Here is an 18,723-nt window from a genome sequence, read left to right on the forward strand (position 1 = left end):
CCTTGGTTTCGGCGCGGGTCGCTTTTACGCTTTGTCCCCTTCGCGTGCGAGCAGCTCGGTGAGCATGGTGTCGCACATCACCAGCATACGCGGCAGGTGGAACGGGCCCTTGAAGGTGCTGCCCTTGCAGGGCGGGGCGGTCGGTTTGCCATCGCGGCGCAGATAGCCATACCACTCGCCGTACTCGGGGTCAGAAAAGACCTGCTTGCAGTATGCGAGCGTCTTGTCAAACCACGCAAGGTATTTTTCATCCCCGGTGTCGCGGTAGATCATCAGGCTCGCGATCAGGATTTCGTCGTGCGGCCACCAGAGCTTCATGTCGTGCTCGTATGACTCGGGCGGCTTTCCAAGGCAGTCGATAAAGTAGAGAAGCCCGCCGTATTCCTTATCCCAGCCAGCCTCAATCGCAAAATCAAACACCTGCATCGCGTTTTTGTGCAGCTGCTCATCCTTCTTGTGGTTGGCTTCCTCCATCAGGAACCAGCTGCACTCGATGTCATGTCCTGGGTTGACCACCCGGCCTGCGGTGATGCTGTCCATGAATTCGCCGTTTACGCCCACTGATTCAAGGGTACATTTCAGTTCCGGCTTGAAGTGGTAGCCGAAGATCGTCTGCACGCACTCGGCGCTGCGTTTGTCATACAGCTCGGCATTCGCAGGGTCGACCCGCCGCATGATCGAGGTGATGTTCAGATAGATCATCGGGTCGGCGAGTGCACGTCCCGAGCGGGTTTCAGGGATCGTCTTGGGGCCCAGCCCGGTGGGGTCCTTAATCAGGCCGTTGTTCAGTTGATAGATCAGCTCATAGGCGTCGCGGGCACGCTTCAGGCAGGTTTCGTCACCGGTTACGCCGTAATACTCGGCATTGCCGATGCAGTAGAATCCCTCAGAGAAACAGTAGCGGCGCTGGCGCAGCGGCTTGCCGTCCGCGGTGACGGTGAAGTAAAGCCGGTTGCCCGCCTCACGGTTGATGCAGTGTTCCTCCAGGAAATCCAGACAGCTTTTGCTCGCTGCAAGCCATTCGGGGCGCGCCCCATAGACATGGCAAAGATAGGCGAACGTCCATGCGCAGCGGCCCTGCATCCAGACGCTTTTGTCGGTCGAAAAAACCTGGCCGGTTCGGTCGAGGCAGGTGTAAACGCCGCCATTCACCTTGTCGAGGCCGTTTTTCAGCCAGAAATCCACACAGCGGTCGAGCTCGGCCCTGATCCACTCCTGATACCCTTTGAGTTTTGCACTGTCCATTTGAATCTACCCCACTTTCCTAACGTTACGGGTGAAATCTTGTCCTCTCTATCATACCCGCCCAACCGGGGTCTCGTCAAGAGGACAACCAGAAAAACAGTGCAAAATTTACAAAAACCAGTAAAAATTTTGCCAAACTGCTTGACAGATTTTTTAAAACTGGGTAGCCTATAAGGTAAGAACAACCACGCGCCCAGATTGATGAAGGAGGCTGCTTATGAAACATCTTGGAATCGAAATTGACGTCAGAAACCTGCCGGAGCTGGACCAGGAATTCCTGCCGCTCTACAAATTCAATACCGCTTTTTTGAAAACGGCGAAAAAGCCGGTGAGCGTAGCGGTGGAACGCGCGGGCGGGCAGATGGCAACCTATCACACATTTATCCACGGGACCCCGGAGATGGCCGAAGCCGACCGCTACTATATCGACCGGCTGATTAAGACTGTCTTGTGGATGAAGGGCGGCTTCAAAATCTACATCAGTGGGGACGACGGCATCTGCGAGCAGATGAAGCAGGCGTATGCGCCCGGCGGCAGCCGCGCATTTGATGCGGATTTCATGGCGAACGTCTATGAACGCCCGTTTGAGGTGGTGGCCTGCGGTCAGGCGCCTGAGGAGAAGAGCGAATCCAAGCCGGTCGGACGGCATCTGGAGGGCTGCCGGATCGGGTTTGACGCGGGCGGCAGCGACCGCAAGGTTTCGGCGGTCATCGACGGAGAGCCGGTATTCAGCGAGGAAGTCGTCTGGTTCCCTAAGACCAATTCGGACCCCGACTACCATTTCGAGGGGATCGTCTCGGCGATGAAGGCCGCAGCGGAGCATATGCCGCGGGTGGATGCGATCGGTGTCTCGTCGGCGGGCATCTATATCGACAACCGCACAATGAACGCATCCCTTTTCCTCAAGGTGCCCAAGGACCTGTTTGATGCCAAGGTCAAGGACATCTATATCCGCGCAGCCAAGGAGATCGGCGACGTGCCGGTGACTGTCTGCAACGATGGCGACGTCACCGCGCTGGCGGGCGCTATGAGCCTGAACGAAAACAATGTGCTCGGCATCGCGATGGGCACGAGTGAGGCGGTCGGCTATGTCGACCAGGATGGCAATATCACCGGATGGCTCAACGAACTGGCGTTCATGCCGGTCGACGCCAGCCCCAAGGCTATGGAGGACGAGTGGTCGGGCGACATCGGCTGCGGCGTCAAATATTTCTCCCAGGATGCGGTGATCAAACTTGCTCCCGCCGCGGGCATCCAGCTCGACGAGAGCCTCTCACCCGCAGAAAAGCTCAAAAAGGTGCAGGCGCTCATGGCGGAAGAGGGCAGCCCTGCCGAAGGCATCTATCGCTCGATCGGCGTATACCTCGGCCATTCGCTGGCATACTACCATCATCTGTACGGCTGCAAGCATGTGCTGCTGCTCGGGCGGGTCATGTCCGGGCGGGGCGGGGATATCATCCTGGAGACCGCCAACCGGGTGCTCGCGGACGAATACCCCGAAGCTGCCAAGGAGATCAAAGCCGCGCTGCCGGATGAGAAGGCACGCCGGGTAGGGCAGTCGGTAGCCGCAGCAAGCCTGCCGGAGATGTGAGGGGCTCTGCCCCTCAACCCCGCCACCTTTGAAAAGGTGGACGAAACTTTTGGTTTTTAAAGTTTGAAGGAAACGAAAAGCTTTACTCGGTTTTTGCTCCGGCCTAAGGGCCGGCGCTTCACGCCGGCTGGCCTATGCACGCTGCGGCGGCAGCCAAAAAATCGCGATGAGCGGAACGCCTGATCCTGTGAAGCGCATTTCTGGGTGGCTTGCCGCTGCAAGGCGGCAAGCGGGGGCTTTTTCTCTTGCCAAAAGCCCCTCAATCTGAACTGTAAAAATAGGCTCTCAAACAAAGCGATCTGGAGGTAACCTGTAATGATCATTAAAAATGCCAAAATTTTCACCCCGGAGGGAAGGTTTGAAGAGGGAAGTATCGCGTTCGATCAGAAGATCACCGGGATTGGGCAGTGCAGCGGAAAAGCGGAGATCGACGCACAGGGCGGCTACGTGATCCCTGGCCTGATCGACGTGCATACCCACGGCGCAGTGGGCTGCGATGCGAGCGACGGGATCGCAGAAAACCTGCCAAAACTTTCCCGTTATTACGCGCAGCATGGCGTGACCTCGTTCTGTCCGACCACCATGACCCTCAAGGAACCGGTGCTCAAAACAGCGGTCGAGTCGATCCGCGGGTTCCAGCGTCCGGCGGACGGTGCAAAGGCTGCGGGCATCCATCTCGAAGGGCCGTTCCTTTCGTACGCCAAGCGGGGCGCGCAGGCGGCGGACAACCTGCATGAGCCGGATGTGGAGATGTTCCACCGGCTGAACGAGGCGTCCGGCGGGATCGTCCGGCTGGTTACCGTTGCGCCCGAGGAGCCGAACGCAATGGCATTTATCCGGGAGGTCTCGAAGGTGTGCACCGTTTCGCTCGGGCATTCGACCGCCGATTTCAAGACCGCCTGCGAAGCCTACGAGAACGGCGCGAGCCATGCGACCCACCTGTTCAACGGGATGCCCGCCCTGCTCCACCGGGAGCCGGGGATCATCGGCGCGGCGCTCGTCTCGGATGCAAGCGTCGAGCTGATCTGCGACGGCCTGCACATCCATCCCGCCGTGATCCTCGCGGTGCATAAGATGTTCGGAGACCGGCTCACCCTGATCAGCGATTCGCTGCGCTGCGCCGGGATGCCGGATGGGGATTACGAACTGGGCGGACAGCCGATTGTGGTCAAGGGCGGCCGCGCCACCCTGCTGGACGGCACCCTCGCCGGGTCGTCGATCAGCATGCTCGACGCGCTGCGCAATGTCGTGCGGTTCGGACTGCCGCTCGAGGCAGCGGTCACAGCCGCGACCCTGCGCCCGGCAAAGGTCATCCGCATGGAGCAGGAGATTGGTTCGCTCGCCGTGGGCAGAAGCGCCGACCTGCTGCTGCTCGATCCGGAGCTGAATCTCGTGAAAACATTTATTGACGGGCAGGAAATCCAGTAGCCTGCACCCGTCTGCGGCCCCCGGTTTTTGCACGCCAAAAACCGGGGATTTCTATCAGAAGGAGGGACGACCATGCTCTTTGCCGGGATTGGCCTGCTGGATGAGCGGGGCCAATATCGTGAAAACCAGTTTTTGGGGGTGCGCGGCAAAAAAATCGAATATATCGGGGCGGAGCCTCCCGAGGAGGACTATGGCGAGCGGTACGACGGCCGGGGCAGGCTGTTGATGCCGGGGCTGGTCAACGCCCACAGCCACGCCGCAATGACCCTGCTGCGCGGCTACGCGGAGAATCTTGCGCTGGATGACTGGCTGAACACCCGGGTGTTCCCATTCGAGGCCCGGCTCGCCCCGGAGGATATCTACAATGGCTCGATGCTGGCGATCGCCGAGCTGCTCCGGTTTGGGGTCACGTCGGTGACCGACATGTATTTCGGCGAGGACGCGGTCTGCCGCGCTGCGCTCGAAAGCGGCATCAAGATCAATTTCAGTTCGTCGATCACCTGTTTTGATGAAAGTGACCTGAAAAATCTGCCCGCTTACAGGGAGACGCTCCCGCTGATCCGGGAGTTCCATAACGCGGACGATGGGCGGATCCGGATTGATCTGGCGATCCATGCGGAATACACATCGACTCCGAAAACAGTGGCACAGATGGCGGATTGGGCGAGAGAAACCGGTCTGCGGATGCATCTGCACCTTTCGGAAACCAGATCGGAGCATGAGGCATGCAAGGCGCGCCGCAACGGGAAAACCCCAGCACAATATTTTGACAGCCTCGGGGTATTCGACGCGCCAACGACCGCTGCGCACTGTGTCTGGGTGGAGGACTGCGACATCGAGATTTTCAAGGCGCGCGGGGTCACTGCCGCCTGCAACCCGGTGAGCAACCTCAAACTGGCGAGCGGGTTCTGTCCGGTCCCCCGGCTGCTGGGCGCCGGGATCAATGTCGCGCTCGGCACCGACGGGGCCGCCAGCAACAACAGCCTCAACCTGCTTGAGGAAGCGCGGTTGTTCGCGACCCTTTACAAGGCCGCCAGCGGCGACCCTACCGCGGTATCCCCCGCGCAGGCGGTCTACGCCGCAACCCGCGCGGGTGCACACTCGCAGGGCCGGGAGGACTGCGGCATCCTGCGGGAAGGAGCACGCGCCGATCTGGCGGTATTCGATCTGCGCGGCCGGCCGTATTACCATCCCTGCCACGACATGGTGGGCAATCTGATCTATGCCGGACAGGGGACCGACGTCTGCCTGACCATGGTGGACGGGAAGGTTCTCTATCGGGACGGGAACTTCCCGACGATTGATCTGGAAAAGGTGGTCCGGGAAGCGGAGCGGTCCGCTTATCGGATCGCGGGAGAGCTGGGAAAGGAGCATTCGAGATGACGCAGTATCAAAAAGCTGGAGAAGCCGCCGCTGCCCTCCAGGAGCGGCTGGGGATGCAGCCGGAAATCGGGATTATTTTGGGATCGGGTCTGGGGGGAATCGCCGGCCAGATCGCGGAAAGACGGGAAATCCCTTATGGCGAGCTGCCGCATTTTGCCTGTTCGACTGCGCCTGGCCATAAAGGACAATTTGTAGCGGGGGAGTGGTCGGGCAAACGGGTGATCTGTATGCAGGGACGCCTGCATTTCTACGAGGGACACCCACTGACCGATGTGGTGTTCCCGGTGCGGGTGATGCGCCGGCTCGGGGTCGGGACATTGATCGTCACCAATGCTGCGGGCGGGGTCAATCTGGAGTATGCCGCAGGCGACCTCATGCTGATCTCGGACCACATCAACCTGATGGGAAAAAATCCGTTGGCCGGGCCGAATGAACCGGAATTTGGTCCGCGGTTCTGCGATATGAGCTATACCTACACCCCTGCATTGCGGGAGCTGGCGAAATCCGTTGCGGATGAGCTGGGGATTCCGCTGCGGGAGGGGGTCTATCTCGGGTGTTCCGGCCCAAGTTATGAAACTCCGGCCGAAATCCGGGCGTTCCGGATGCTTGGAGCGGATGCGGTGGGGATGTCCACTGTGCCCGAGGCGATCGCGGCTTCTCATTGTGGGATGCGTTTGCTGGCGTTCTCGCTGATTACCAATATGGCAGCCGGGGTACTCGACCAGCCGCTGACCGAAGAAGAGGTACTTGAAACGGGTGAGCGGCGGGGCAAAGACCTCGAGCGCCTGCTCGCACAGGTGGTGGAACGGCTTTGAACGCCTATCGCTTCTCGGGCTTTCAGCCCGAAGCGCGCTTACGCGCGACGCTCGGGCAGGATGCGCCTTGCGGGCGAGGGGTCAGCGGCCCCTCCCCGCAGGCCCCACCCCGACAAGCTCGGCGAATTTCTTATTTTCTCAATTTAAAGTTTTACTCAATTTTTTTCAAAAAATTGCGGGGTCGAGGGGCAGAGCCCCCGACGCGCTCCGCACTGCGAGCCGCAGCGAAGCGTTTCGAGCGCAACCCGCCGAAAGCGGGCTCTTAGCGCGAGATGAGCGCGGAACGCTTTCTCCTGTGAAGCGCTTTTTTCGGGTGAATTGCCGCAAAACGGCAAGAGGGTGCTTTTTGCAAGTGAAAAAGCACCCTGATTTTATGCAGTATTGTAACTGTCTGCGGCTATGCAAGCCCCCGTACGACCTCCGCGAGTTTCTCCGCCAGCATCCGATGGCCTTTGCGGGTCAGATGCATACAGTCGATCGTATTAAATTCAGCGTAGGGGGCGGCGTCCAGGAAGTGTGCGTGTTGACGCTCGGCGACCTGCGCGTAATACCGCGCAAGCTCCCGGGATTTTTCCACACAGCCGCGTCCCATGGTTTCCGAGACAGCAGACTGATAGACCCCTTCGCCAATCGGTGGGGGCGCAACAATCAGGATATTCGGCTGTTTGCCGCCCCAGCATTCAATGTTGCGGGCAGCGCGCACCAGACGCTCCATCCCGAGCGAGATGCATTCGGCCGAGACATGGAACCGTTCCTTTGTATCGTTGGTTCCCAGCATTACTACCAGCAGGCTCACCGGCTCGTGGCTTGTGAGGCAGGGAAACAGGTAGCCGAGCGCGGAAAGCCCTTCGTAAAGCGGATCGGAAAAGACGGTTGTCCGCCCAGACAGCCCTTCCTCAAGCACCAGGTAGTCCTCCCCAAGCTGTTTTCCGAGCAGGCAGGTCCATCGTTCCTCTTCATTAAAGCGAAGCAGTGGTCCATCCGCACAGTCGTCCGGGCTGGCGCTATAGCCATGGGTATTGGAGTCCCCCAAGCAGACAATATGTTTTTTCACAGAAATCCCTCCAGAAAAAGGTTTTATTTAGCATACCATAGCGCGCAGAGGAATGCAAACAAAACCGCGCTGGATGCCGGTTAAAACAGCCATTTCCAAAATGAATGGAAAATTTTAATATAAAATTTCCTAATTCTATTGATTTTATCACCCGGAAATTATATAATTTACCTAAGCACATACACACTATGCCAAAAACAGAAATGTAGGAGGAAACTTCCAATGAAACTGAAAAAGACGCTCGCATTCCTGCTGTCGGCCATGATGACGGTTTCGATGACCGCGTGCGGCGGCAGCTCGTCCGCTTCTTCGCAAGCGCCGGCCAGTTCTGCGGCACCTGCGGAGAGCAGCGCGCCATCCGCGGCAGAGCCTGCCGGCTCTGAGATCGAAATTACATGGTGGGCGTTCCCGACCTTTGGTCAGGAGAACGCGGACGACCCGGTAGGTACCTACGAGCAGAAGATTATTGATGCGTTCCAGGACGCGAACCCCGGCATCAAGGTGAAGCTCGACACGATCGACTTTACCAACGGACCGGAGAAGATCGTTTCGGCGATCGAGGGCGGCAATGCACCGGACGTTCTGTTCGATGCCCCCGGACGGATCATTGAGTACGGCAACAACGGCAAGCTGGTTCCGCTGGATGACCTGTTCACCGCTGACTTCATCGCGGACGTCAACAACGATGCGCTGGTCGAAGCCTGCAAGGGCAAGGGCACCCCGTATATGTACCCGATCAGCTCTTCGCCGTTCTATATGGCGATCAACAAGCAGATGTGGGAAGATGCGGGCGCGATGGAGTTTGTAAACCTCGAAGGCGACCGCACCTGGAGCACTGCTGACTGGGAGAAAGCGATTGAGAAACTCGCGGCTGCCGGCATGAACCCGGGCACCGTATTCTGCAACGGCCAGGGCGGCGACCAGGGCACACGTGCTTTCATCACCAACCTGTACGGCGCGACCATCGCGAATCCTGAGATGACCGAGTACACCGCCAACAGCGATGCCGGCGTTCAGGCGCTGACCAAGATGAAAGAGTGGATCGACAAAGGCTGGCTGGGCGACGGCGTTTCCAACACCGCCGCAAATGACATCGAGCTGTTTGCAACTGGCTTCTCGTCCTTCGCATTCTGCTGGGGCACCAGCACCGCGCTTGCACAGGCCCCCAACATGGAGGCTGCGGGCGTAACCCCGATCTCCCTGCCGTTCCCGTCTGATGACGGCGTTCCCGAGCTGGAGTATCTGGTCAATGGATTCTGCGTCTTTGACAACGGCGATGCCGCCCGCGCTGACGCTGCCAAGAAGCTCATCCAGTTTATCTGCGACGATCCCGAGTGGGGTCCGAAGAATGTTGTCCGCACCGGCGCATTCCCGGTCCGTCAGTCGTTCGCCGAGAAGGATCTGTATGCCGGAAATGAGGAGTATGCGGTCCTCGAGAACTTCACCAAATACTATGCTCCGTACTACAACACCATGGATGGGTTCGCAAACATGCGCACCGAGTGGTGGAACATGCTCCAGAATGTCATCTCCAACGGAACCGATCCGAAAGAGGCTCTGGACGCTTATGCCGCAGCTTCCAACGCAGGCATGACTGCTGCATAACAAGCAAAGCTCTAATGACCTGAGAATCCTGCCCCTGACCGCCCCTGCGCCCCTTTCCGGTGTGGGGGCGGACAGGTATTCCGATCCAAAAGGAGGTAAAGACGTATGGGCCAGTCCAATCCGGCTGCTGCGCCTCAAAAGAATCTGAGCCATGTTTTGCAGCGCAGAGAAACCACTGTGGCCTATCTGTTTCTGCTCCCGGCGCTGCTCTTTTTTGCTGCATTCGTCATCGTGCCCATGGTCATGGGCGTTGTGACCAGCCTGTTTAACTACACGATGAAAAGTCCGGTTTCGGCCGAAAGTTTTGTCGGCCTCGGCAACTATATCGAGCTGTTCCAAGACAAGGTATTTCTGCGTTCGATGTGGAATACAGTGGTCATTGTGGTGGTATCCGTCCCGGCAGTCACCTTTTTCTCGCTCTGGGTCGGGTCGGCGATCTATCAGAAGACAGGCTGGGTCCGCTCGTTCTTCCGCGGTGTGTTCTATCTGCCGGTGGTCACGGGAAGCGTAACGGTTGTCGTCGTCTGGAAATGGATGTTCGATTTCCAGCGCGGTATCTTCAACTGGGCGCTCAAATCCTCCGGCCTGATTGAAAAGAACATCAACTGGCTGGGTGACCAGAGGGTCGCAATCTGGTGCATCCTGCTGATCCTGTTCACCACCTCGGTCGGGCAGCCGATCGTCCTCTATGTTGCCGCGCTTGGCAACGTTGACCAGTCCCAGGTCGAGGCCGCCCAGGTGGACGGCGCGACCAAGCTTCAGACCTTCTGGCAGATCAAATGGCCGGCGATCAAGCCAACCACCCTCTATGTGCTGGTCATCACGACGATCAACTCGTTCCAGTGTTTCGCGTTGATCCAGCTGCTGACCTCGGGTGGACCGAGCAACTCGACCTCGACGGTCATGTACTACCTCTACCGGAACGCCTTCTCGCTCTACCGCTATGGCTACGCCAATGCGATGGGTGTCGTTCTGGCGATCATCATTGCGATCTTCAGCGCCCTCCAGTTCAAGACAATGAACACCGGCGTTGAGTATTAAGGGAGGGGGAAGTTTATGGGAAAAAAGAAAATAACGCCATATGCCGTGATCTCGATGATCCTGCTGGTGCTTGTGGCGCTGGTGTTCATCTTCCCGTTCTACCGGATTATGACCGGCGCGTTCAACGATCCCACCAATGTCTGGAAGGCGGAGCTGTTCCCCTCCAAACTTACCATGCAGAACTTTGTCCGCCTGTTCAAGCAGCCCGCCTGGAAATGGCTGTATAACAGTGTTTTCATCGCGCTGGTCTCGATGATCCTTGTCTGCGGGACCGCATCGCTCGCGGGTTATGCGCTGGCAAAAAAACGGTTCTTTGGGCAGAAGATTGTCTTTACCCTGTTCATCTGCGCTATGGCGCTGCCCAAGCAGGTCGTGCTTGTCCCGCTGGTGCGGATTATGTCCACCTTTGGCATCTATGACAATGTGTGGGCGGTTATTCTGCCTACGGTCGGCTGGCCGTTTGGCGTGTTCCTGATGAAGCAGTTTTCCGAGACGATCCCCACCGAGATGCTCGAGGCCGCGCGTATTGACGGTGCGGGTGAGCTGCGCACCTTCTGGAGCGTTGTATTCCCAGTGGTAAAACCGGGCGTTGGAGCGCTGTCGATCTTCACCTTCATCAACACCTGGAACGATTACTTCCTCCAGCTGGTCATGCTTACCAGCACCGAGAATCTGACAATCGCGCTCGGTATCGCGCGGCTGCAGTCGGCGGATGTCATTGAATATGGGCCGCTGATCGCGGGTGCCGCACTCGCCGCAATCCCGATTGTCACCATCTTTATCTGTTTCCAGAAATATTTTACACAGGGTATCACGATGGGCGCAGTCAAAGGCTGATTCCCAATCGCACAAGCCGTCCGCCTCTCCAAGGGGACGAAACCGAGGGGCAGAGACCCCGCTGCCGCTTGCATACGGTGAAATTCTTTTATAAAAACAGACCTCACCTGCCGGGGCATTGCCCCCATCCGAAAAGGAGCGTGTATTACCAATGAGAGATTTTTCAAAATACCAGGGCGTTATTCCTGCATTCTATGCCTGCTATGATGACAATGGGGAGATCAGCCCTGAACGCGTCCGCGCGCTGACCCGGTATTTCATCGGGAAGGGCGTACAGGGCCTTTATGTGGGCGGTTCCTCCGGCGAGTGTATCTACCAGAGTGTGGAAGAGCGGAAAGCTGTTCTCGAAAATGTGATGGCGGAGGCGCGCGGTAAACTGACGATCATCGCGCATGTTGCCTGCAACAATACCAAAGACAGCCAGACACTCGCAGCCCATGCGCAGGAGCAGGGGGTTGACGCGATCGCCTCGATCCCGCCGATCTATTTCAAGCTGCCCGACCACGCAATCGCAAAATACTGGAACGACATCTCTGCAGCTGCGCCCGAAACGGATTTTGTGATCTACAACATCCCGCAGCTCGCCGGTGTGGCGCTGACCCTGCCGCTGCTGCGCGAGATGAAGAAAAATCCGCGGGTGATCGGCGTCAAGAATTCGTCGATGCCTGTGCAGGACATCCAGATGTTCCGCGACGAGGGCGCCGGTGATCTGATCGTCTTTAACGGCCCCGACGAGCAGTTCGTTTCGGGGCTTGCGGCGGGCGCGATCGGCGGCATCGGCGGCACCTATGGCGCAATGCCTGAGCTGTTCCTCAAGGCGCGCGAGCTGTTCCTCGCCGGGAAGCTGGAGGAAGCCCGTGAAATCCAGAACGAGGTCTGCCGGGTTATCTATCGGCTTTGCTCGACCCGCGGCAACATGTATGCGGCGATCAAAGCGGTCCTCAAACAGCGGGAGGGGGTCGAAGTCGGCGGCGTGCGCGCTCCGCTCGCAAACCTCGTTCCGGAGGATCAGGAGATTGTCTCTGCCTGCGCTGCACAGATCGACCAGGCGATCAAAAAATACTGCTAGGAGGATGCCTGTTCCATGAGAATCTATCAAGCTGAAGATTATGAGGGGATGAGCCGCAAAGCGGCAAACCTGATTTCTGCACAGATGCTGTCCAAACCTGCATCGGTGCTGGGTCTTGCCACCGGATCGACCCCGGTCGGGACCTACAAACAGCTGATCGAATGGTACCAGAGAGGGGATCTGGATTTCAGCGAAATCCATTCGGTCAATCTCGATGAGTACAGAGGGCTGGCTCCGACACACGATCAAAGTTACCGCTATTTCATGCAGGCCAACCTGTTCGACCATGTAAACATCAATCCGGAGCACACCAATGTGCCCGACGGCCTTGCGGAGGATGCGCAGGCCGAATGTTGCCGGTATGAAGCGCTGATCGATTCGCTGGGCGGCATCGACCTTCAGCTGCTTGGCATCGGGCACAACGGACACATCGGTTTTAACGAGCCGTGTGCAGAATTCCCGAGGGCAACCCACGTGGTCGATCTGACCAAAAGCACGATCGACGCGAACGCGCGGTTTTTCGCGAGCGCGGACGAGGTGCCCCGTCAGGCGCTGACCATGGGAATCCGCTGCATCATGCAGGCGCGTAAAGTGCTGGTGGTTGCGAGCGGGGAGGATAAGGCCGAGATCGTCTGCCGCGCATTCAGCGGCCCGGTGACTCCCGAGGTACCTGCTTCGATTCTCCAGCTCCATCCGGATTTCACGTTGGTAGGTGACCGCGCTGCACTCAGCAGGCTCATGCAGGTGACCGGCTGATCTTCAGAACTGTCCCCCCATTCAGGCCCCGGCCGGCTACTCCATTTCCATAGGCGGGATGGGCCGTAAAAAAGGAGGAATATTTCCGTTTGGCCGACGGTGCGGCAGTGTGGAGACCTGTCGCAAGGTGTGTGGTGTTTTGCTCTCCATGCATGAAAGGATGTTCGCGGGGGCGGTATCCTTACGGCTTGTGCTCAATGGCAGATTTAAGTTTGAGAAACATCAAGAAAATTTATGACAAAAATGTCACCGCGGTCCACGAGTTCAATCTCGAGATCGCAGACAAGGAGTTCATCGTTCTGGTAGGCCCCTCCGGATGCGGGAAATCCACCACCCTGCGTATGATCGCCGGGCTGGAGGACATCTCGGAAGGAGATCTGCTGATCGGCGGTAAACGGGTCAACGATGTGGAGCCGAAAGACCGCGATATTGCGATGGTATTCCAGAGCTATGCGCTCTATCCTCATATGACTGTCTATGAAAACATGGCGTTTTCTCTCAAGCTGCGCCATGTTTCCAAGGACGAGATTGACAAAAAGGTACGGGATGCGGCTGCAATCCTCGGCATTACCGAGTATCTTGAGCGCAAACCGAAAGCGCTTTCGGGCGGTCAGCGTCAGCGTGTCGCAATCGGACGGGCGATCGTCCGCGAACCGCAGGTTTTCCTGATGGATGAGCCGCTTTCCAACCTGGATGCCAAGCTGCGCAACCAGATGCGTGCGGAGATCATCAAGCTGCGCCAGCGGATTGACACGACCTTTATCTATGTCACCCACGACCAGACCGAAGCGATGACGCTCGGAGACCGGATTGTGATTATGCGGGACGGCTACATCATGCAGATCGGCACCCCGCAGGAGGTTTTTGACCGTCCGGCCAACATCTTTGTTGCGGGATTCATCGGCTCCCCGCAGATGAACCTGTTTAACGCCCGCCTCGAAAAAATTGGGGAAGGGTATCAGGTTTCCTGTGCGGGTGCGACCATCGCCCTGTCGGATCGGATTCAGGCGCGGCTCACCGAAAAACAGGTCGGTGAGAGGGACATTATCCTCGGCGTGCGGCCGGAACATGTCCTGCTGAAGTCTGAAAAGAGTTCCTACACCATCTCAGCAACCGTAGATGTTTCGGAGATGATGGGCAGCGAGGTTTATCTGCATGTGACCGCTGCCGGCAAGGATGCGGTTCTGCGCATCCCCACCACCGAGCTGACCGAAGAACAGCGCGGCGGGTTCAGCTACGGTACCGAAATCCATTTCACCTTCCGCAGCGATCTGCTGCACCTCTTTGACCCGCAGACCGAAAAGAGTCTGCTGCTCTGACAACAAGGGCTGTGGGGTGGATAAATCCCACCCCACAGCAAAAGGACGCACCCTGTTGCGCGGGGTGCGTTGACCCTTTTCTGGTAAAAAGCAGAAAACATTCAAATAAAAGTAAATATCCGCATTCGCAATGGTTGGATGCCGCCGCAACGGGCCTATCGCAATGCCATCCGCTGGCCCCAGTCCGCTTGGGGACAGGCTCGGGCACCGGCTTGCTTTAAAAAAGATTCGTCCGCCTCTGCTCCGGTTTGAAAGTCAGCGTTTGGTATCGGTTGGCTATGCATGGCTTGCGGGGCAGATGGGCGCGCTCTTGGCTGAAAAGCGCTTTGCGAATGCAGATGAAAAAGGGGCTTTGCGTATGATTTTTGATCTGCTGAAAAATGCCGGGACCTATCAGAATCTGCCTGCGATCTACCGCGCGCTGCAATACCTGCAAACGCTCGACCCCGCAGCACTGCCCGAATCCCGGGTGGAGATCGACGGAGACCGGATTTTCGCGAATACCGTCCGGCTCACCTCCAAGCCGTTTGAAAGCTGTGTCTTTGAGGCGCACAGGCGGTATATCGACATTCACTATATTGTCAGCGGGGTGGAGGGGATCGGTGTCGCGTCGGTCGGTGCACTTACGCCGCTCGAGCCGTTCAGCCAGGAAAAGGACATCGGGTTCTATCAGGGGGAGCACCATTCGCTGACCTTCCTGCATTCTGGCGAATTTATGGTCTGTTGGCCTGAAGATGCGCATAAAGTCGCAATCGCGCAGGATGCTCCCGCGCCAATCATCAAGCTAGTGGCAAAGGTCGCGGTGGAGGAGTAAGGTTTTGCTTACGGTCTGACCGCTGCTAGGGGGCTTTTTGCAAGGAAAAAGCCCCCTCTTGCCGCCCTTCGGACAGCGATTCACTCTCCAAAAGCGCAAAAGGTTCCGCGCTTTGCGAAGCCGCGGCCAAAGGCCCTGCCTTTGGAATCCGCAGCCTTTGAAAAGGCTGGCGAAACGTTTGGTTATGGGAGCGGGGGATTGTTTGAAAGCGGAAATGTTTGCTGTATTCTGTGCGTTTTTGATGCAGCGGGCGCCACTTTTTTGTAGTAAAAGACAGTGGCTTTGATTTCTGAAACAGCCCTTCGACAGGCTAAAGCAGGTTTTTCCACTCGAAACAATATGGAGGAGTCATGTTCCTGAATTTTGAAGAAAACAAAATCAAAAAGGCATCCTATCCGGATTTGATCTGCGACCAGATCGTAGACGCGATCAAGGATGGGGGGATGAAACCAGGTGACCTGCTGCCGCCTGAGAATGATTTTGCAGCGCAGTTTGGCGTCAGCAGGTCTTCGGTGCGGGAGGCATTGGCCGGCTTGGAATATCTGGATGTCATTGTCGCCCGAAACGGAAGATACTATATCAATGAGGATGTGCAGTCCTTCTACAAAAAGAAGATGTTGTATCACTACCGGATCAACCGGAAGCATCAGGCAGATGTTTTTCAGGTGCGGTGCCTGCTGGAACGGCAGTTTGCCCTGCTTGCCGCCCAGCGTGCGACCACCAATGACCTGAAGTTTATGCGCCAGACATTGGCCTCGATCGGGGAACGCCTGGAAAAAAGCGCGGATAGCGAGGGCGGTGCAGAGAAGGGACAAATTTATGGCGCTTATCTCACCGAGGCGTTTACCAATTTCCACAGTTCTCTGGCGGGGGCTACGCAGAATGCCCTTCTGATCCGCATTTTTGACAGGTTTAAAGACATCATGTTCCCCGAGGTGGAATCGAACGAGTACACGTTGGAGCTGTTCGGGGACCTCCACCGGAAAGCGCAGGGCATTGTCAAAGGCATTGAAAACCGGGATTACGTGCGGACGGTTTCAGCAATGGAAGCCTATCTGGATACGGTGAAACAAGCCTATAATCTTGCGGATGAGGAAGCGTGAGCCATGTTTAAAACAATCGAAAAAGCGTCCGTCCCGGTGCAGATCGTTAACTACTTTCTGGATTCGATCTCTTCCAACGAGCTGAAAAACAAAGAACGCCTGCCGGCTGAAAGAACCCTCTGCGAACTGATGGGGGTCGGGCGCAGTACGCTTCGGGAGGCCCTGCGCATTTTGGAGATGATGGGCGTCATCGAGAAAAAGGTGGATGGGACCTATGTCCACATCCAGGAGGAAGCCATTATCCGGGATGCGGTTGCGCTGGATTTTGCGGTCGGGATCACCAATTATGCGGAGCTGGTGGAAATCCGAAATTTTATGGAGGTCGAGACAATCGTGCTGGCGGCCCAAAACCGGTCGGAGGATGACCTGGAAAAGCTGCGGGGTTTGTGTGACAAGATGCATACTTCCCTGAACGACATCGAGCAGTATGCGAACAGCAGCACAGAGTTTCATATTTCGATTGCGCGGGCCACCCACAACAGCATTCTCGCGGAGATTTTTGAAGCGATGCGCTATGTCATGTACGATTACCAGAAAAACAATATGAGGACGCTGGGAGAAGTGCTCCGCTCCTACCATGAGCATTTGGAGCTGCTCAAAGCACTGGAGCGGGGGGACGCCGCCGAATGCGAGCAGCTTATGCGGGTGCATCTCGATTATACCCAGAACCTTTACGAGCGGGACAGTACGGTCTGAAAAAGAGGTTTGTCCGCTGCGGGACCTCCCCATAAACCCGGGCGAGAGCCGCTACTTTTTCTTTCGGAGTTTTAGTTCGATCTCTTTTTGTGCGGCAACCGTTTGAAACAACCCTGCAACAAAGGAACATCGCTTTTTTGCTGACAATGCAGAGTGTTCCTGATTGGCCTTGATTTGGCTAAAGATCTCCCGCAGCTCTGGAAGTTCCAGCAGATTTACTGCCACACAAAAGAAATTTTTCCGGCGGCCATCGTTGAAGTTTGCGAGCAGATGGTTCAGCATCTGCACTTTCTCCTTCTGCTCATGGTTATACTGCTCGATGCCAATCCGCTGCGCTTTTTCTAAATCTGCCTTTCGCCGCCTATGCGTGATGAAAGAATCATATTCATCTATGTTTTGGTACTTTTCGCAGGGATAAAGGCCGCATTCAAAACAATATACGACTGCGTCATGTTCCAGACTGCATTTTGCGATCTTACAGGATTGGTTTCCATTGCCGCATCCCCCGCAATGGTTCCCTAAAAGCATGGGGCATAATCCACAATTCAATCCGCAAAGGGAAAACAGCTGGTTTTTTCGTTCAAACCCTCTCATCATAAAATCCTCCTAAGCCAGGATTTTGCCGGTTGATCGGTTTTACAGTGCGTCACCAGTCAGATGCCATACAGGCCGCGTTATGGCCTGTCGGTATAAAAGCCGGTTGGGACGGATGGCTTTTGCCTGTTTTGCGGCTTTGAACAAACGCCATGCATCAGGGCTTCCTGTGCATAGCGTTTGTTCTGGTTTTTTCCTGCCTGTCCGGCATTCTGCTGTTTGGACAGGCGGAAACGATCTTCATATGGGCGTCAGCCCAGCCCGCAGTCGTGGTAGTCTTTCCACCGTTCGCGATAGGCGCGTTCATCGGCGATCCGATAGATCAGATAGCCGGCAGTGATGCAAAGCACCAGAATTGAAACCGCAAACGGAAGAAGCAGGGCAAACAGCGAAAAGGATTTTTCCGGACGGTTCATCAAAAAGCCCCCTCAAAAGGATTGTTTTTGTAGAGATGCCATTTTATCCTACTGTTATTATAGCCCAAAAGAGGAGATTCGTCAACCCGCACAAAATGAAATAACACCGCCACCAAACAGGTGACAGTGTTACCAGATACGGTGTTGGCCCAGCCGTCTGCTTACTGGGAAACAGTGGCGAGCTTCTTCATCAGCGCGGATTTTCTGTGCGCAGCCGTATTCTTGTGCAGGATCTTCTTCGCGGCAGCCTGATCGACCTTTTTGATCGCGAGGCGGATCGCATCCGCAGTGCCCTCGGAAGCGGCTTTCTTCATAACAGTCTTGAGATTGGTCTTGACTGCTTTGTTCTGAAGCGCTTTTTTCTGGTTGACAAGAACTCTCTTTTTCGCAGATTTAATGTTCGGCATAGGTTACACCTCCTTGATCTCGGAATCACGGTTGGGGCAGAAAGCCGCAACCGATTATGTCGCATCACTTTAGACAGTACAAGTTATGATACCATCTTTTTTCAAAAAAATCAAGCCCTTGGCGGAATTATTTTACGCTCTCTGCGGGAAAGGATTGGGAATCTTTCCGGACAGGAAGAACGGCGCGGCCAAAATGGCTGCGCCGCGCTGGCGTTCGAAAACGGATTAAGCCTCGGAAACGAACGGCTGGATTTCCGACATCAGGTCGGGGCAGTCATCCGAATAGATCTCCATCTTGATCGGCTTTGCCAGATCGAGCGAGAAGATCCCCATGATGGATTTTGCGTCGACCGCATACCGGCCGGACATCAGGTCCATGTCAAAATCATATTTGGATACGATGTTTACAAAATTTTTCACGTCATTGATTGTGTCAAGTTTAATTACGAGCGTTTTCATCTTGTTGTCCTCCTTACGTGACGAGAGTTGTTGTTTCTTTCTGTTTTTACCACAATTACACTATATCAGCGAGATTTATTTTCGTCAACTG

General features: G+C 56.3%; 19 protein-coding genes. 13 read left to right on the plus strand and 6 right to left on the minus strand.

The annotated features are described in order from the left end of the window. Positions 1-24: 24 nt before the first annotated feature. Positions 25-1,245, minus strand: a complete 1,221-nt coding sequence (locus C814_RS16035) for an AGE family epimerase/isomerase (RefSeq protein ID WP_016316430.1) — start codon at positions 1,243-1,245, stop codon at positions 25-27. A gap of 217 nt (positions 1,246-1,462) precedes the next feature. On the opposite strand from C814_RS16035, the gene C814_RS16040 reads away from it, so the two are divergent. The 4 genes from C814_RS16040 (at position 1,463) to C814_RS16055 (ending at position 6,462) form a co-directional block, all read left to right on the plus strand. After that, positions 1,463-2,836, plus strand: coding sequence for an ROK family protein (locus tag C814_RS16040; RefSeq protein ID WP_016316431.1), 1,374 nt, complete (start codon positions 1,463-1,465; stop codon positions 2,834-2,836). Between the two features lie 315 nt (positions 2,837-3,151). After that, entirely contained in the window at positions 3,152-4,264 is a 1,113-nt protein-coding gene (gene nagA, locus C814_RS16045; protein WP_016316432.1) for an N-acetylglucosamine-6-phosphate deacetylase, read from the plus strand. A 72-nt stretch (positions 4,265-4,336) separates the two neighbouring features. Beyond that, on the plus strand, positions 4,337-5,647 hold the full coding sequence (locus tag C814_RS16050) for an amidohydrolase family protein (protein ID WP_016316433.1): 1,311 nt from the start codon (positions 4,337-4,339) through the stop codon (positions 5,645-5,647). Then, positions 5,644-6,462 (plus strand): purine-nucleoside phosphorylase, encoded by an 819-nt coding sequence (locus C814_RS16055; protein ID WP_016316434.1) that lies wholly within the window; start codon positions 5,644-5,646, stop codon positions 6,460-6,462. Before C814_RS16050 ends, C814_RS16055 begins: the two co-directional genes overlap by 4 nt. Positions 6,463-6,859: 397 nt before the next feature. On the opposite strand, the gene C814_RS16060 is transcribed toward C814_RS16055, so the two are convergent. Then, the gene (locus C814_RS16060; protein ID WP_016316435.1) at positions 6,860-7,516 is read right to left on the minus strand and encodes a GDSL-type esterase/lipase family protein; all 657 of its coding nucleotides are present in this window, start codon (positions 7,514-7,516) and stop codon (positions 6,860-6,862) included. Between the two features lie 222 nt (positions 7,517-7,738). Between C814_RS16060 and C814_RS16065 the strand changes: the two genes are divergently transcribed. The 9 genes from C814_RS16065 (at position 7,739) to C814_RS16100 (ending at position 16,756) form a co-directional block, all read left to right on the plus strand. Continuing rightward, complete coding sequence (locus tag C814_RS16065; protein ID WP_016316436.1) at positions 7,739-9,121, plus strand: ABC transporter substrate-binding protein; 1,383 nt, start codon at positions 7,739-7,741, stop codon at positions 9,119-9,121. 105 nt (positions 9,122-9,226) lie between these two features. Beyond that, the gene (locus C814_RS16070; RefSeq protein ID WP_016316437.1) at positions 9,227-10,162 is read left to right on the plus strand and encodes a carbohydrate ABC transporter permease; all 936 of its coding nucleotides are present in this window, start codon (positions 9,227-9,229) and stop codon (positions 10,160-10,162) included. A gap of 15 nt (positions 10,163-10,177) precedes the next feature. Next, positions 10,178-10,999 (plus strand): carbohydrate ABC transporter permease, encoded by an 822-nt coding sequence (locus C814_RS16075; protein WP_016316438.1) that lies wholly within the window; start codon positions 10,178-10,180, stop codon positions 10,997-10,999. Between the two features lie 151 nt (positions 11,000-11,150). Beyond that, positions 11,151-12,068: a dihydrodipicolinate synthase family protein gene (locus C814_RS16080; RefSeq protein ID WP_016316439.1), complete on the plus strand. Its 918-nt coding sequence runs from the start codon at positions 11,151-11,153 to the stop codon at positions 12,066-12,068. Positions 12,069-12,083: 15 nt separating this feature from the next. Beyond that, positions 12,084-12,824, plus strand: coding sequence for a glucosamine-6-phosphate deaminase (gene nagB, locus C814_RS16085; protein WP_016316440.1), 741 nt, complete (start codon positions 12,084-12,086; stop codon positions 12,822-12,824). A 197-nt stretch (positions 12,825-13,021) separates the two neighbouring features. Continuing rightward, positions 13,022-14,143 carry an ABC transporter ATP-binding protein gene (locus C814_RS16090; protein WP_022788470.1) on the plus strand — a complete coding sequence of 374 codons (1,122 nt, stop codon included), beginning with the start codon at positions 13,022-13,024 and terminating at the stop codon, positions 14,141-14,143. A gap of 358 nt (positions 14,144-14,501) precedes the next feature. Further along, entirely contained in the window at positions 14,502-14,957 is a 456-nt protein-coding gene (locus tag C814_RS0105130; RefSeq protein ID WP_031219797.1) for a NanQ anomerase/TabA/YiaL family protein, read from the plus strand. Positions 14,958-15,307: 350 nt separating this feature from the next. Then, positions 15,308-16,060: a FadR/GntR family transcriptional regulator gene (locus C814_RS16095; protein ID WP_016316443.1), complete on the plus strand. Its 753-nt coding sequence runs from the start codon at positions 15,308-15,310 to the stop codon at positions 16,058-16,060. A gap of 3 nt (positions 16,061-16,063) precedes the next feature. Continuing rightward, entirely contained in the window at positions 16,064-16,756 is a 693-nt protein-coding gene (locus C814_RS16100) for a FadR/GntR family transcriptional regulator (RefSeq protein ID WP_016316444.1), read from the plus strand. Between the two features lie 51 nt (positions 16,757-16,807). On the opposite strand, the gene C814_RS16105 is transcribed toward C814_RS16100, so the two are convergent. The 4 genes from C814_RS16105 to C814_RS16115 form a co-directional block, all read right to left on the minus strand. After that, entirely contained in the window at positions 16,808-17,353 is a 546-nt protein-coding gene (locus C814_RS16105; protein WP_016316445.1) for a DUF3795 domain-containing protein, read from the minus strand. Between the two features lie 248 nt (positions 17,354-17,601). Beyond that, complete coding sequence (locus C814_RS23780) at positions 17,602-17,766, minus strand: hypothetical protein (RefSeq protein ID WP_016316446.1); 165 nt, start codon at positions 17,764-17,766, stop codon at positions 17,602-17,604. A 161-nt stretch (positions 17,767-17,927) separates the two neighbouring features. Next, positions 17,928-18,173, minus strand: coding sequence for a 30S ribosomal protein S20 (gene rpsT / locus C814_RS16110; protein WP_016316447.1), 246 nt, complete (start codon positions 18,171-18,173; stop codon positions 17,928-17,930). 225 nt (positions 18,174-18,398) lie between these two features. Beyond that, positions 18,399-18,632 (minus strand): HPr family phosphocarrier protein, encoded by a 234-nt coding sequence (locus C814_RS16115; protein WP_016316448.1) that lies wholly within the window; start codon positions 18,630-18,632, stop codon positions 18,399-18,401. Positions 18,633-18,723 lie beyond the last annotated feature (91 nt).

The organism is Anaerotruncus sp. G3(2012) (assembly GCF_000403395.2).
Lineage (GTDB): Bacteria > Bacillota > Clostridia > Oscillospirales > Ruminococcaceae > Anaerotruncus.